Below are 14,274 nucleotides of genomic sequence, written 5' to 3' on the forward strand. Positions count from 1 at the left end.
TGAGGGCTTTCTCCTCTTTGGGAGTCTTCGTTGTTGAAGCACCCTCTCCCCAGCCCTCCCCCGCAAGCGGGGGAGGGAGCGCACCTCGTTCGTGGCTGAGCTCCCCCGCCCAACTTTAAGACAGCGGTGCCGCATTCCTTAACCCGTTATTTACCGTAACAGGAAAAAGTCGGTTTTCGAGGCAGACGACCCGCGCCAAATTCGGTTGTGTTTGCAACCGGCACGCGAGGGGAGGCTGGAGGCGCCGGGTGGGGCGCCGGAGTCGGAACCGGACAGAGTCATGAATTCGCGCGTATCGTGGAGTGTTGACGGCATCGATCCATCCGTCCGGGAGCGGGCCGAAGCTGCTGCGCGCAGAGCCGGCATGTCACTCAACGATTGGCTGAACTCCACGCTCGGCGAGACTGCCGCGCCGAACTTTCGCGCACCTTACGAGCAGCGTTCGCAGCACATTCCGCAAGGACCGAGCCAGGCGCACGGACCGAGCCAGGAAAGCCGCGAAGTCGCCGACATCCACCAGCGGCTCGACGCGATCACCCAGCAGATCGAACGGATTTCAAAGCCCACCCAGCGCCAGGACCCTTCGCGGCAGGACATCTCGCGCGAGCAGGGCGTCGCGCGCCAGCTCAATGATGCGATCTCGCGGCTCGATGCACGGCTCTCGCAAATCTCGAAGCCGCAGCAGCAGCCTCAGACCCAGCGGCCGCCACCGTCACCGGTCGAGACGCGCCAGCGCCAGGCCGATGCGGTCGAGCGCGCGGCAGCCCAGATCTATCGCAGCTCGCCTCCCCTGAGCCCGGCGTCGTTCGACGTCGCGGTCGCCGAGATCACGGCGCGGCAAAGCGAGCTCGACGGCTTTGCACCGCGGCCGATGCCGCCGCGCGCCGCGCTGCCGATCGCGCCGATGGCGGCGCCACCCGCCCCCGCCTACGCGCCGCCGCCCCAACCGTCGGGGCCGGATTTCTCCTCGCTCGAGCGCCATCTGCTCAAGATCACGAGCCAGATCGAGTCGCTCCAGCGCCCTGACAATACCGAGCAGGCGGTCACCGCCTTCCGCAGCGAGCTTGCCGAGATCCGTCACGCCATCACCGAGGCGATGCCGCGGCGCGCGATCGAATCGATCGAGAACGAGATCCGCTCGCTGCACCGTCGCATCGACGAGACCCGCTCCAACGGCACCGACGGCCAGGTCCTGTCAGGCATCGAGCGCGCGCTATCCGACATCAAGCAGGTGCTGCGCACGCTGACGCCGGCCGAGCAGCTCACCGGCTATGACGAGGCGATCCGCAATCTCGGCGCCAAGCTCGATCTGATCCTGCGCGCCAATGACGATCCCTCGACAGTGCGCCAGCTCGAAGACGCGATCTCGGCGTTGCGCAGCATCGTCTCCAACGTCGCCTCCAACGAAGCGCTGGCGCGTCTGTCCGAAGACGTGCAGCTGCTGTCCTCCAAGGTCGACCAGATCACCCGCGCCACCGGCCCGAGCGACAGCTTTGCGGTGCTGGAGCAGCGCATCGCGGCGCTCACCGCGGCGCTGGAAACCCGCGAGCGGGCGCAGCCGTCCGAGAGCACCGAGCATCTGGAAGCTGCGATCCGTGCGCTGTCGGACCGCTTCGATCGCATGCAGGTCGGCAACGACTCGGCCTCGACCTTCGCCCATCTCGAGCAGCGTGTCTCCTATCTGCTGGAGCGGATCGAGGCCGCCTCCGATCCACGCAGCGGCAACCTGAGCCGCGTCGAGGACGGGCTGCACGACATCCTGAGGCACCTGGAGCGGCAGCAGGCGACCTATTCCGCGCTGGCCGAGAGCCGCAATTCGCCGCCGCCCGATTCCGGCGTGGTCGATCTCGTCAAGCGCGAGCTCTCCGACATCCGCTTCAGCCAGGCCGAGACCAACCGGAATACGCAGGATTCGCTCGAAGCCGTTCACAACACGCTCGGTCATGTCGTCGACCGCCTCTCCATGATCGAGGGCGATCTGCGCGCCGTGCGCACCGCGCCGCCGGCACCGCTGATGCCTATGGCCGCTCCGATGGAGGCCGCTCCGATGGAGCCCGCTCCGATGGCGCGCGAGCCGCGGCCGCCGCAGCAGCCGAAATACGATCCGAAGCCGGAGCTGCCGAACCCCGCCGCAGCGCAGGCAGCGCAGGCCGCCTTCGCCGCCGCGCCGCGCGAATTCCATGCCGCGCCGCCGCCGGTGCCGTCGGCACCGCCCGTTCCGCCGCGTGCGATCAGCGAAATCCTGGAGCCGCACACCGTGCCCGCGCGCGCTGCACTCGCGCCGGAATTGCCGCCGGATCATCCGCTCGAGCCGGGCACACGGCCGGGTGGACGCGTCGCCACGCCGTCGGAGCGCATCGCCGCCTCCGAGAGCGCAATCAGCGGAATTCCCACCGCTCCGAAAGAGCCGGTGTCGTCGTCCAGCTTCATCGCCGCCGCGCGCCGCGCCGCCCAGGCCGCCGCCGCGCAGCCGGAAAAGACCGGCCGCGCCGCCAAGGCGGGGGCCGATCGCTCCAAGGACAAGGACGGCGGCTCGACCATCACGTCGAAGATCCGCTCGCTGCTGGTCGGCGCGAGCGTTGTCGTGATCGTGCTCGGCACCTTCAAGATGGCGATGGGCCTGCTCGAAGGCGGCAGCGCGCCGCCGGCGCCGCAAACGATGGAGAATTCGTCGGGCCAGCCCACACCGCTGGCCCCGCCGCCCCCGGTCGAGACCAAGCCCGCTACGCCCGAACAGGTCACACCGTCGATGACCTCGCCGACGCCGATCGGACGACAATCCCAGAACAATGCCGCGCCGGCTCCCGCCGCCAATCCGGGCAGCTCGGCCTCGGTCGAAATCCCGCCGGTCCCTCCCGCGGCCCCGCCTGTCTCCAGCGACGTCACCGGCGCGCTGTCGGGCACGAGCCGCGGCAAGCTCGGCCTCATCCAGGTGCCGCCGAGCGAGAAGCTGCCCGACGGCATCGGCGGCCCGGGCCTGCGCACCGCCGCGATGAAGGGCGATGCGACCGCGGCCTACGAGATCGGCGTGCGCTTTGCGGAAGGAAAGGGCGTGGCTGCGAACTACGACGAAGCCGCCAAATGGTACGACCGCGCGGCGCAGGCCGGCGTGGTGCCCGCGACCTTCCGCCTCGGCACGCTCTACGAGAAGGGCCTTGGCGTGAAGAAGGACGCCGATATCGCCCGCCGCTACTACACGCAGGCCGCCGAGCGCGGCAACGCCAAGGCGATGCACAATCTCGCGGTGCTAGATGCCGATGGCGGCGGACGTGGCGCCAATTACAAGAGCGCGGCGCTGTGGTTCCGCAAAGCGGCCGACCGCGGCGTTGCCGACAGCCAGTTCAACCTCGGCATTCTCTATGCCCGCGGCATCGGCGTCGAACAGAACCTCGCCGAATCCTACAAATGGTTCAGCCTGGCCGCCGCTCAGGGCGACGCAGATGCGGCCGGCAAGCGCGACGACGTCGCCAAACGTCTCGACCCGCAATCGCTCGCCGCCGCCAAGCTCGCAATCCAGACCTTCAGCGCCGAACCGCAGCCCGACGATGCCGTCAATGTCGCGACGCCCGCCGGCGGCTGGGATAGCGCGCCGCAGGCGAGCGCCAAGCCGGCGCCGAAGCCGGTCGCGACCAAGAAGTCGGCGTCGGCGGCGCATTAAGCTCTTTCCCCTCATGGTGAGGAGCGCGCTCTTGCGCGCGTCTCGAACCATGCAGGCCCGGCTCTAAATCCGGACCTCGCCCTTCGAGACGCCTGCTGCGCAGGTTCCTCAGGGTGAGGAGAAAGAGCTTGGATGCCGCTGTTGCGCGCATTCACCACGCGCAAATTTCCCGATCCCTCCCGACAGCGAATTCCGCTATGGAGGGGCGGGGCAATCGTTCCGACCTTCCCGCGAGCATTCCGCGGCAATCGATCTGTCCCGCCGGCGCGTGGTTCAATGCAGCTCTACCTTCCGATCGCCGATCTTCCGGTCAACGTCTTCCTGGTGCTCGCCATGGGCGCCGCGGTCGGCTTCGTGTCCGGCATGTTCGGGATCGGTGGCGGCTTCCTGATGACGCCGCTGCTGATCTTCATCGGCATCACGCCGGCGGTCGCGGTCGCCTCGGTCGCGAGCCACATCGCGGCCTCCTCCTTTTCCGGCGCACTGTCCTATTGGCGGCGGCGCGCGATTGATCCGGCACTTGCGAGCGTCCTGCTCTGCGGCGGCGTGACCGGAACGGCGCTCGGCGTTTGGACCTTCACCCGGCTCCGTGCGCTCGGCCAGCTCGACTTGATGATCGCGCTCTCTTACGTCGTGCTGCTCAGCACCGTCGGCAGCCTGATGTTCTCCGAGGGCCTGCGCGCCCTTATGCGGACCCGGCGCGGCGCGGTGCCGCCGCGCCGCGCGCACAACTGGATCCACGGCCTGCCGCTGAAGATGCGGTTCAAGCGCTCGAAGATCTACCTCTCGGTGATTCCCGTCGTGGTCGTCGGCATCATGATCGGCTTCATCGGCGCCATCATGGGCATCGGCGGCGGCTTCATCCTGGTGCCGATCATGATCTATCTGTTGCGGGTGCCGACCTCGACCGTGATCGGCACCTCGATGGTCCTCACCCTGGTCACGATGCTGTTCGCGACCATGCTGCACGCGGTGACCAATCACCTCGTCGACGCCGTGCTGGCGCTGATCCTGATGGTCGGCGGCGTCACAGGCGCGCAGTTCGGCGCCCGCGCCGGCCAAAAGATCCGCGGCGAGCAGCTGCGGCTGCTGCTCGGCCTTTTGATCCTCTCGGTCGGCATCCGCTTCGCGATCGAGCTGGTGATCCAACCTGCGGACCTCTTCACCATCCGTGAGCTGGGAGTGAGCGGATGACGCGCGCGCTTGTCGCAGTGCTTCTCGTCCTGCTGCTCGTCGGCGGCGCGCGCGCCGAGCGGCTGATCGTGTCGGTCTCCAACCACCGCGTCACCGTGACGCCGAATTATTCAGGCGAGGAGCTGGTGCTGTTCGGCTCGATCGAAAAGGATGCGACGACCCCGGCCGATCGCACGAGTTACGATCTCGTCGTCACCGTGCTGGGCCCGCGCGCCGACATGGTGACGCGGCGCAAGGAGCGCACCTTCGGCATCTGGATCAACACCGACTACCGGCAATTCCTGGAGGTGCCGAGCTATCTGGCGCTGTTCGCCAACCGTCCCTTCGATGTGATCACCTCGCCCGAGATCGCGCGGCGGCAGCAGATCGGGCTCAACAACGTGCTGCTGACCCAGCGGGTCAGCGGCGACTATGCCGACGTGGTGCCGAACGATGCGTTCCGCTCCGCCTTCATCCGCCTGCGCACCCAGGACGGGCTCTATCGGGAGGATGCGAGCGCGGTGACGTTCCTGACGCCGACGCTGTTCCGCACCGGCATTCCGCTGCCGGCAGAGGTGCCGATCGGCACTTATGAGGTGGAGATCAAGCTGTTTGCGAGCGGTGCGTTCATCGGCAAGACCGAGACCGCGTTCGAGATCGTCAAGGTCGGCTTGGAGCAGTTCGTCGCCACCAGCGCGCGACAACATGGGCTTCTCTATGGCCTCGCCACCGCAGCGATGGCGCTGATGACGGGCTGGATGGCGTCGATCGTGTTTCGGAAGGATTGAGCCACACACTCCGTCATTGCGAGCGAAGCGAAGCAATCCAGATTGCCGTCGCGGAGGGATTCTGGATTGCTTCGTCGCAAGGGCTCCTCGCAATGACGACGTGGCGACATCACGGCGCCTCGATCACCGTCGGCACGCCTGGCTCCAGCAGGCGCAAGCGCGTCCCGAAGCCGAGCACGTCGAAGGTCTTGCGCAGATCCTCGCTGCTCTGGCGGAAATGAGCCCAGCCTTCGGTGTGCAGCGGCACGATCGTCGCATCGGGAAAGGCACGCGCGGTCTCGATGGTGTCGTTGGTGTCCATGGTGAGATGGAACGGCCCGCGCGTTTGCGCCGCGCCTGCGAAGGGCAGCACCACACCGCATTTGAAGCGGCGCGCGACTTCGGCGACGCCGTCGAACCAGGTGGTGTCGCCGCTGATATAGACCGGCCGCGTGTCCTTCCGGCTCGACGACACCACGAAGCCGATGACGTCGCCGGACAAGGGCTCGATGCCGGCCGGGCCATGGCGCGCGGGCGTCGCGGTGATGGTCAGCGCATTGCCGTCGCCGTCCCTGAGATGCGCGGCGCTCCAGGGCGCAAGGCCCTCGACATGGCCGCCGAGGCGCTTTGCGCCGGCTTCGGTCGTCAGCACGCGCTTGACCTTGCCGAGAAGCTCCCGGCCGGAATTGTCGAGATTGTCGGAGTGCTGATCGTGGCTCAGCAACACGGCGTCGATCGGACCGATTGCGTCAGGCCTGACGGCAGGTCCGATCGTCTTCTCCAGCTTCACATGCGGCAGTTGATAGGCACCGGGCGCGTCGAAGGTGGGGTCGGTGAGCAGGCGAAAGCCGTCGATCTCGATCAGCGCAGTGGGGCCGCCGATCAGGGTGATGGAAACGGGCATGATGAACTCCTGTTACGAGACGAGCTTTGCCGGACGCGTCACCAGATAGATACCGAGCGCGACTGGAATGATCCCGAGCAAATCGCGGGCCTCGACATGCTCGCCGAGCACGAGAAACGCGAACAGCATGCCCAGTGGCGGCATCAGGAAATGATAGGCGCTGGCGGCGGTGGCGCCACACACTTTCAGGAGATGAAACCAGAGCAGGTAGGCGAGGATCGAGCCGCCGAGCACGAGGAAGGCAAAGGCGCCGATCAGGCTCGGGGTGACCACGATCGCGTGAACGTCGGCGAAGGTGAGCGCGACCGGCGCCAGCACGATGCCGGCGGCGAGATTCTGGATGCCGTTGCCGATCCACAACGAGCCCTTCGGCGCCAGCAGCTTGAACAGGATGGTGCCGGCTACGATCGAGGCCAGTGAGGCCAGCGTGAACAGGATGCCGTGCAGGCTGTCGGTGCCGACCGACAAACGGTGCCACACGATGAAGGTGACACCGATGACGCCGAGCAGCAGGCCCGCCGCCTTGCGCCAGGTCGTGCCTTCGCCGAGCAGCAGCGCCGCAAGCGCAGCCGTGAACACCGGATTGGCCGAGACGATCAGCCCGCCGAGGCCCGCGGAGACCGATTGCAGGCCGGTATAGCCGAGCCCGAGATAGAGGGCGTTGTTGGCGATGCCGAGCACGGCGAAGATCGCGGCGTCGCGCCAGGACAGGGACCAGCCGTCGCCTCGAATCCAGGTCGCGCCCAGGATCAGAACGCCGGCCAGCGAGAAGCGCGCGGCGAGCAGGATCAGTGGCGGGCAATAGGTGACGCCGATCTTGCCGGCGATGAAGGCGTAGCTCCAGAGCAGGCAGAACAGGCCGATATAGAGCGGCAGCGGATTGAAACGGCTGCGGGGGACGGCGATCGATGGGGCGAGCGACATGACATTCTCCTGAGCCCTCGATCTAGGAAGGCAGCTTGCCATTTGGAAATTAAATGATTAACTTCCATTCAGTGGATTTTCGAATGGAGGCGGCGATGCTCGATCTCGAGCTGCTGCGCAGCTTCGTCTCGGTGATCGAGGCCGGCGGCTTCACCCGCGCCGGCGAGCGCGTTCACCGCACGCAGTCGACCGTGAGCCAGCAGATCAAGCGGCTGGAGGAGGACGTCGGCCAGGCGCTGCTGCACCGCGACGGCAAAGATGTCCGCCCCACAGAGGCCGGCGAGCGGCTGCTGTCCTATGCGCGGCGGCTGCTCTCGCTGGCCGAGGAGGCGCGCGACGTGCTGCGCCAGCCCGAGGGCGAAGGCGCGATCCGGCTCGGCATTCCCGAGGATTTCGCGGCATACCGACTGGCGAAACTGCTCGGTGCGTTCTCGCGCTCGCATCCGCGCCTGCGGCTCGACGTCCGCGCCGACCAGAGCAAGCATCTGGCCCGTGATCTCGAACGCGGCGAACTCGATCTTGCGCTGTACAAGCGCGAGGCCGGCGCGAAGGACGCCATCGCGGTGTGGCCCGAGCGGGTGCACTGGGTCACCAGCAAGAGCCATCCGGTCGACGTCAACGTGCCCTCGGTGCCGCTGATCGGGTTTCCGCTCGGCTGCATCTATCGCGCCGGCGCCATTCACGCGCTGGAAAGCGCGGGCCGCGCCTGGCACACCGCCTACACGTCATCCAGTCTCGCCGGCATCCAGGCCGCGGTCGCCGCCGGCATGGGGCTGAGCATCCTGTCGGAGATGGCCATCCAGTCCGACCACCGCGTGCTGACCGCCAAGGATGGCTTTGCGCCGATCAACCGCACGGAGGTGGCATTGATGGCCGCGCCCGGCGCCAGCCCCGCAACGCTGCGGCTGGCCGATCGGCTCGCCGAGTTCTGCGATGATGTGCAGGCGAAGGCGGCCTAATAACACCGCGACGCGGCGATCGCGTGGACGCGGCGGTCGCCGAGCAGATGGGCGACAAAGCCGTTGGTCGGAAAGACCTTTGCGAAGGCGGCATCGCGGATGCTGAGGCCGCCAGTATAGGCGCCGAAGGCCGGCATCACGGCCCGCATCCCGTCACTGGCAAAGCAGCGGCGCTCCATCGAGCGGCCGCGCGTGGAAACGCGGGCCTTCGGATGCAGATGGCCGGCAATCTCGCCGCTTGCGCCGGTCGGCTCGTGGCGGAAGGCGATCGGGCCAACCAAGACTTCGTCGGCGGCGGTGCCGCCGAGATCACGCGGCAGCATGGGATCGTGATTGCCCGAGATCCAGATCCAGTCGCGGCCGGTCTGGAGTGCGGCGACAGCGTCGCGATCTTCCGCCGACAAACGCTCATGCGCGGTGCGGTCGTGAAAGCTGTCGCCGAGCGCGATGACGATGCGTGGATCATGGCGGGAGATGACAGCAGCAAGGCGGCTTAGCGTCGCCAGCGTGTCGTAGGGCGGCAGCAGCACGCCGCGGGTGGCGAAGCTGGAGGCTTTTTCCAGATGCAGGTCGGAGACGACGAGCAGGCGCTGCTCTTCCCAGAACAATGCACCGGCGAGGTCGGCCGCGAACGTCACACCGCTGATGGTAACCTTCGAAACGCGCATGTCCTCGACATCTCCTGAAACCTGCGCGCCTGCCGTCACGTCCGAACCTGCTCTTATCCCATGGCCTCTTTGACCAGCTCGTCGGCGGCTTCCGCCAACAGCTCGTCGCCAGCTTCGCCATAAACTGACTCGCGGCCGATTTCCAGCATCACGGGGACGGCGAGCGGGGAAACGCGGTCGAGTTCCCGAAGCGTGATCCGGCCCTGAATACGCATCAGCATGTCGCTGAGACGGCGCAGGTCGAGCAGGCCGGTGGCGGCATCGGCGCGGGCGGCGCGCAAGAGCACGTGATCGGCCTGGTGCTTGCGCAGCACGTCGTAGACCAGATCGGTGGAGAACAGCACCTGGCGCCGGCTTTTCTCTTCGCCGGTATGGCGTCGCGCGATCAGGCCGGAGATGATCGCGCAATTGCGGAAGGTGCGCTTCATGAGCGCCGATTCGGCGAGCCAGGCTTCGAGATCGTCGCCGAGCATGTCGGGGTCGAACAGGGCATCGAGATCGATCCGGCCGTCCCGGATCATGAACGACATATCGCCAAGCGCCCAGACCGCGATCGCATATTCGTTGGCAACGAAGCCGAGCGGCCGGGCGCGGGCGCGTTCGAGACGACGCGTCAGCAGCATGCCGAGGGTCTGGTGCGCGAGACGGCCCTCGAACGGATAACAGACGAGATAATGCTTGTTGGCGCGTGGAAAGCTCTCGACCAGGAGCTCGCGCACCGCGGGCACGCGGGAGACATCCTTTTGCAGCGACAGCCAATCGCGCACCTGCTCGGGCAAGCCACCCCATGCGCGCCCATCATCGAGCAGCCGGCGCACGCGCTCGGCGAGATAGGTCGAGAGCGGGAATTTGCCGCCCATATAGGACGGCACCTTCGGATCCTTGTCATGCGCGCGCGAGACATAGACCTGGTCCTCGACCAGGGTCTCGTAGCGGACCACCTCGCCGCTGAACGCGAAAGTGTCGCCGGGGCTCAAGCCCTCGATGAAGGCTTCCTCGATCTCGCCAAGCAGCCTGCCGCCGCGCGCGATCACCCCGGTCGAGCCGCCTGCTTTTCCTTCACCGCCGCGCGAGCGCACTAGCCGCACCTTCAGCATGTCGTCCTCGACGATAGTGCCGACATTCATGCGGTAGCTCTGCCGCACTTTTGGGTTGGCGACGCGCCAGCGTCCTTCCTTGTCCTGCTTGATACGGGCGAAGCGCTCATAGGTCTTCAGCGCATAGCCGCCGGAGGCGACGAAATCGACCACGTCGTCGAAATCCTGCCGCGACAGGTTTGCGTAGGGCGCGGCGGTGCGAACCTCGCCGTAGAGCTCGTGCGAGAGGAACGGCTCGCCGCAGGCGCAGCCGAGCACGTGCTGGGCGAGCACATCGAGCGCGCCCGTGCGCAGCGGCGGCGTGTCCTGCGCATTCTCCGCGATGGCATCGATGGCGACGCGGCACTCCAGCACCTCGAAGCGGTTGGCGGGCACCAGCACCGCGCGCGAGGCTTCGTCGAGGCGGTGGTTGGCGCGGCCGATGCGCTGCATCAGGCGCGAGGATCCCTTGGGTGCGCCGATATTGACGACGAGATCGACGTCGCCCCAGTCGACGCCGAGGTCGAGCGAGGAGGTGCAGACCACGCCACGCAGCCTGCCCGTCGACATCGCGTCCTCGACCTTGCGGCGCTGGGCGACGTCCAGCGAGCCGTGATGCAGGGCGATGGCGAGGCCGTCATCGTTCATGCTCCAGAGATTCTGGAACAGCATCTCGGCCTGGCTGCGGGTGTTGACGAATACCAGCGTGGTCTTGTTCGCCTTGATCAGCTCGTAGATCTCAGGGAGCGCGTGGCGCGCGCTGTGACCGGCCCAGGGCAATCGCTCGCGCGTATCCAGCATCTCGACCAAAGGCGGCGCGGCGCCACCGGCGATGACGATGTCGGCCGCAGCTTCCCTGCCTTCGGGCTGCGGCACCAGGAAGCGCGCGAGCTGCTCCGGCTCGGCGACGGTCGCCGACAGGCCGATCGCACGCAGCTGCGGCGCCAGCCGCCATAGCCGCGCCAGCCCGAGTGAGAGCAAATCGCCACGCTTCGACGTCACCAGCGCATGCAGCTCGTCGAGCACGATGCGCTTCAAGGAGGAGAACAGGAATGGCGCGTCGTCGGAGGACAGCAACAGCGCAAGCTGCTCGGGCGTGGTCAGCAGAACGTCCGGCGGGTAGCGCCGCTGCCGCTGCCGGCGCGACACCGGCGTGTCGCCGGTGCGAGTCTCGACCTTGATCGGCAGCGCCATCTCGGCGATCGGCCGCTCCAGATTGCGCGCGATGTCGACGGCGAGCGCTTTCAGCGGCGAGATGTAGAGCGTGTGGAGACCGCCGCTGCGCTGCAGGCTGCGTCCGGTGGAGACGAGGCTCTTCTTCGTGCTAGCCTCCCGCCGAGCTGCATCAGAAGACAGCTCCACCAGCGTCGGCAGAAATCCCGCCAGCGTCTTGCCGGCGCCGGTCGGCGCGATCAGCAGCGCCGAGCGGTCCTCGCGTGCCTTCTCCAAGAGCGCCAATTGATGGGCGCGCGGCGACCAGCCGCGGGCTGCGAACCACGCGTTGAAGCGGTCCGGCAGCAGCGCAGGCGTCTCGGCCGGGGATTTGAGGATGCGGGGCGGCACGGCATAAGAAGTAAGCCGTGCGCGCGGGTTCGTCGAGGGGTTGAAGCGGCCGAATAGCCGACGCCACTGTCCCTGTCCCCTTGTGGGAGAGGGTGGATCGCCGCGCAACGGCGAGACGGATGAGGGGTCTCTCCCCACGAATCTAACTCTCGTTTGGAGGCGCGGATAAAAACCCCTCATCCGGCGCTTCGCGCCACCTTCTCCCGCAAGGGGAGAAGGAAGAGCTTCCCTACTCCGACATCGGCTTGTCGGAGATGTCCCAGTCCTTGCCGGTGAACGTCGAGATGAACAGCGTCTTCATTGGCGTGTAATTCTCGGGCGTGTAGCTGTAGGTGACGCCGTCGAGGAAATAGGGCGAGTGGAAACCGTTGAGGTTTGATGCCTGCTTCAGCACGTTGGCGCGGGTGAGCTCGTCGCCGCAGCGGCGCAGGATCTCGCCCATGGTCACCGCCTGGCCGTAGCCGGCGAAGGCGATGGTGTTGTCGGGATCGATCGCCGGTGTGTATTTCTTGCGCAGCTCCTCGAACGCCATCACGTCGGGGTCCTTCTCCCATTTCGGCAGGCCGACCTCCTTGTTGTAGCGGATGGCAACGATGCCGGTGGCGTTCTCGAGGCCCGCGGCGCTGAGGATGGAGCGGCCGGTCGAGCCGGCCGACAGCAGCTGCAGCGGTTTCCAGCCGAGCTCGGCTACTTTCCGAATCGACTGCGACGACGCCTTGCCGGTGGAGATGTTGTAGAAGACATCGGCGCCCGACTTCGAGAGGTTGATGAGCTGGGAATCGACCGTCGGCTCGGTGAGATCGTAGGTCTGCTCCATGATCACCTGCGCGGTGCCGCCGGCATCGGCCAGCACCTTCTTGAAGGGACCCAGGAAGTCGCGGCCGAAATCGTCGTTCTGGTAGAGGATGCCGATCTTGGCGTTCGGCTTCACGCTGACGACGTGCCGGGCCAGTATGCGCGCCTCGGTCGGGTAGAGCGGCAGGCCCGCCATGGTCCATTTGAACTCTTTCGGGTTATTCCACTTCGACGCCCCGGTGTTGAGCAGGAGCTGCGGCACGCCCTTGGAGTTCAGGTATTTGTGCACGGCGGTCTGCGGTGCGGTGCCGAGCGAGCCGTAGAGCGCCAGCACCTCCTCCTGCTCGACCAGGCGCCGCGTCGCCTCGACGCATTTCGGGGCGCTGTAGGCATCGTCCATGGTGAGGAACTTGATCTTGCGCCCGTTGATGCCGCCCTTCTCGTTCAGCATCTGGAAATATGCCTCGCCAATGCGGCCGAGCACGCCGTAGAGCGAGCCGGGGCCGGAATGCGGCACGGTCTGCCCGATCTTGATCTCGGTGTCGCTGGCCCCCGCATCGTATTTCTTCTCCGCGGCCCAGACATAAGGCGCAGGCAAAGTGGATGCGGCAATTGTGGCGAGCGCGGCGGCGCTGAAGTCGCGCCGCGATGGATTCTTGGTCATGTTTGTTTCTCCCTGTGCGCGCATTGTGCTGGCACCGCCGCACGGCTCGCAAGTGGGAAGTCGCAGCTTTGCGACGCAATGACGCTCAAATTGCCAGGCGATTAGCGCCTAGACTCAAGTTTTCTCGGCAACGGCGACGAGGCCGCGCACCGGCTCGTTGTTCTCGTTGCGCGGCGAGGCCGGCTCCAGTGTCAGCAGCTTGAGCCCGGCTTTCGCGATGGCGGCGCGCACATATTCCGCGGAATGGGCGTAGCGCAGGCCTTCGCCGAGCACGATGCCGCTGCCGTCATGCGTCTCCAGCGTGAAGGCCAGCACGCCGCCGGCTGCGAGCACGCGCTTGGCCTCGGTGAGCACCGGCGCAAGATCAGAGAGATAGACGAAGGCATCCGCGGCAACCACGAGGTTCGCGCTCGCATCACTCTTGTCGCGCAGACCTTCGATCATGTCGGCGACTTCGAGCTCGGCATAGAGATTGGTGGCGCGCGCCTGCTTGATCATGCCGGGCGACAGATCGATGCCGACGAAATGATCGACCTGCTTGGCGAAGGCGGCGGCCGCGAGCCCGGTGCCGCAGCCGAGATCGATGGTGCGCTTGAAGAAGGCGGGCTTCTTGGCGGCCGCGCGTGAGGCCAGCACCGCCTTGAAGATCAGGCTCGGGGCGCGGTACCCGAGATCGTTGATCAGCGTGTGCTCGAAGCGCGGCGCATATTGATCGAACAGGGCCTGCACATAGGCCTTCGGCATCTCCGCCATCTCGGCATCACCGAGTCGCATCAGATGCAGGCCGGCGCCGTGCTGATCCTCGGGATCGGACCTGAGCGCTTCACGAAACGCCGCGATGGCCTTGTCGCGCTCGCCGAGCTGCTGACGGACTTCGCCGAGGGTGAACCAGGCCGAGGTGAAGTTCGGCGCGAGCTCGATCGCCTGCTCCAGCAGGTCCGCGGCCGCGGCCAGATCGCCCTTGAGTTGGAGGTCGCGCGCGAACTCGAAGCGGCGGTCGGCCATGAGATCGCCGGAGGTCAGGAACAGGCGCAGGGGCATAGGAACTCGGCTCGTCACTGCCGGGCTGACCCGGCAATCCATCAAAAAACGACTGTTTAAGTGCATGGATGCGCGGGTCAAG

The 14,274-nt window shown here is 66.7% G+C and carries 10 protein-coding genes; 4 read left to right on the forward strand and 6 right to left on the reverse strand.

All coding sequences use genetic code 11. The features are described 5' to 3' along the window. Positions 1-280: 280 nt before the first annotated feature. The 3 genes from IVB01_RS10595 (at position 281) to IVB01_RS10605 (ending at position 5,619) form a co-directional block, all read left to right on the forward strand. Positions 281-3,658 (forward strand): tetratricopeptide repeat protein, encoded by a 3,378-nt coding sequence (locus IVB01_RS10595; RefSeq protein ID WP_247281778.1) that lies wholly within the window; start codon positions 281-283, stop codon positions 3,656-3,658. A gap of 276 nt (positions 3,659-3,934) precedes the next feature. Then, a complete protein-coding gene (locus tag IVB01_RS10600; protein ID WP_247281779.1) occupies positions 3,935-4,852 on the forward strand; it encodes a sulfite exporter TauE/SafE family protein in 918 nt (305 codons plus the stop codon). Then, complete coding sequence (locus IVB01_RS10605) at positions 4,849-5,619, forward strand: TIGR02186 family protein (RefSeq protein ID WP_247281780.1); 771 nt, start codon at positions 4,849-4,851, stop codon at positions 5,617-5,619. The genes IVB01_RS10600 and IVB01_RS10605 overlap by 4 nt, the downstream gene beginning before the upstream one ends. A gap of 109 nt (positions 5,620-5,728) precedes the next feature. On the opposite strand, the gene IVB01_RS10610 is transcribed toward IVB01_RS10605, so the two are convergent. Continuing rightward, entirely contained in the window at positions 5,729-6,502 is a 774-nt protein-coding gene (locus IVB01_RS10610; RefSeq protein WP_247281781.1) for an MBL fold metallo-hydrolase, read from the reverse strand. A gap of 12 nt (positions 6,503-6,514) precedes the next feature. Further along, a complete protein-coding gene (locus tag IVB01_RS10615; RefSeq protein ID WP_247281782.1) occupies positions 6,515-7,426 on the reverse strand; it encodes a DMT family transporter in 912 nt (303 codons plus the stop codon). 95 nt (positions 7,427-7,521) lie between these two features. On the opposite strand from IVB01_RS10615, the gene IVB01_RS10620 reads away from it, so the two are divergent. After that, positions 7,522-8,385 carry a LysR substrate-binding domain-containing protein gene (locus tag IVB01_RS10620; protein WP_247281783.1) on the forward strand — a complete coding sequence of 288 codons (864 nt, stop codon included), beginning with the start codon at positions 7,522-7,524 and terminating at the stop codon, positions 8,383-8,385. On the opposite strand, the gene pdeM is transcribed toward IVB01_RS10620, so the two are convergent. The 4 genes from pdeM to IVB01_RS10640 all read right to left on the reverse strand — a co-directional run bounded on the left by pdeM (position 8,382) and on the right by IVB01_RS10640 (position 14,192). Beyond that, positions 8,382-9,053 (reverse strand): ligase-associated DNA damage response endonuclease PdeM, encoded by a 672-nt coding sequence (pdeM, locus tag IVB01_RS10625; RefSeq protein WP_247281784.1) that lies wholly within the window; start codon positions 9,051-9,053, stop codon positions 8,382-8,384. The two genes, IVB01_RS10620 and pdeM, sit on opposite strands and share 4 nt — an antisense overlap. Before the next feature lie 53 nt (positions 9,054-9,106). Further along, positions 9,107-11,692: a ligase-associated DNA damage response DEXH box helicase gene (locus IVB01_RS10630; RefSeq protein ID WP_247494486.1), complete on the reverse strand. Its 2,586-nt coding sequence runs from the start codon at positions 11,690-11,692 to the stop codon at positions 9,107-9,109. 229 nt (positions 11,693-11,921) lie between these two features. Continuing rightward, positions 11,922-13,151, reverse strand: a complete 1,230-nt coding sequence (locus IVB01_RS10635) for an ABC transporter substrate-binding protein (RefSeq protein WP_247281786.1) — start codon at positions 13,149-13,151, stop codon at positions 11,922-11,924. 114 nt (positions 13,152-13,265) lie between these two features. Then, positions 13,266-14,192 (reverse strand): methyltransferase domain-containing protein, encoded by a 927-nt coding sequence (locus IVB01_RS10640; RefSeq protein WP_247281787.1) that lies wholly within the window; start codon positions 14,190-14,192, stop codon positions 13,266-13,268. Between the last annotated feature and the right edge of the window lie 82 nt (positions 14,193-14,274).

Origin of the sequence: Bradyrhizobium sp. 164, assembly GCF_023073715.1 — a bacterium.
Classification (GTDB): Bacteria; Pseudomonadota; Alphaproteobacteria; order Rhizobiales; family Xanthobacteraceae; genus Bradyrhizobium.

What these genes read in the sequence shown, in the direction of transcription:
- pdeM (WP_247281784.1), bottom strand. Translation starts at nt 9,053, where the DNA reads ATGCGCGTTTCGAAGGTTACCATCAGCGGTGTGACGTTCGCGGCCGAC.
- IVB01_RS10595 (WP_247281778.1), top strand. Translation starts at nt 281, where the DNA reads ATGAATTCGCGCGTATCGTGGAGTGTTGACGGCATCGATCCATCCGTC.
- IVB01_RS10605 (WP_247281780.1), top strand. Translation starts at nt 4,849, where the DNA reads ATGACGCGCGCGCTTGTCGCAGTGCTTCTCGTCCTGCTGCTCGTCGGC.
- IVB01_RS10610 (WP_247281781.1), bottom strand. Translation starts at nt 6,502, where the DNA reads ATGCCCGTTTCCATCACCCTGATCGGCGGCCCCACTGCGCTGATCGAG.
- IVB01_RS10600 (WP_247281779.1), top strand. Translation starts at nt 3,935, where the DNA reads ATGCAGCTCTACCTTCCGATCGCCGATCTTCCGGTCAACGTCTTCCTG.
- IVB01_RS10615 (WP_247281782.1), bottom strand. Translation starts at nt 7,426, where the DNA reads ATGTCGCTCGCCCCATCGATCGCCGTCCCCCGCAGCCGTTTCAATCCG.
- IVB01_RS10635 (WP_247281786.1), bottom strand. Translation starts at nt 13,151, where the DNA reads ATGACCAAGAATCCATCGCGGCGCGACTTCAGCGCCGCCGCGCTCGCC.
- IVB01_RS10620 (WP_247281783.1), top strand. Translation starts at nt 7,522, where the DNA reads ATGCTCGATCTCGAGCTGCTGCGCAGCTTCGTCTCGGTGATCGAGGCC.
- IVB01_RS10640 (WP_247281787.1), bottom strand. Translation starts at nt 14,192, where the DNA reads ATGCCCCTGCGCCTGTTCCTGACCTCCGGCGATCTCATGGCCGACCGC.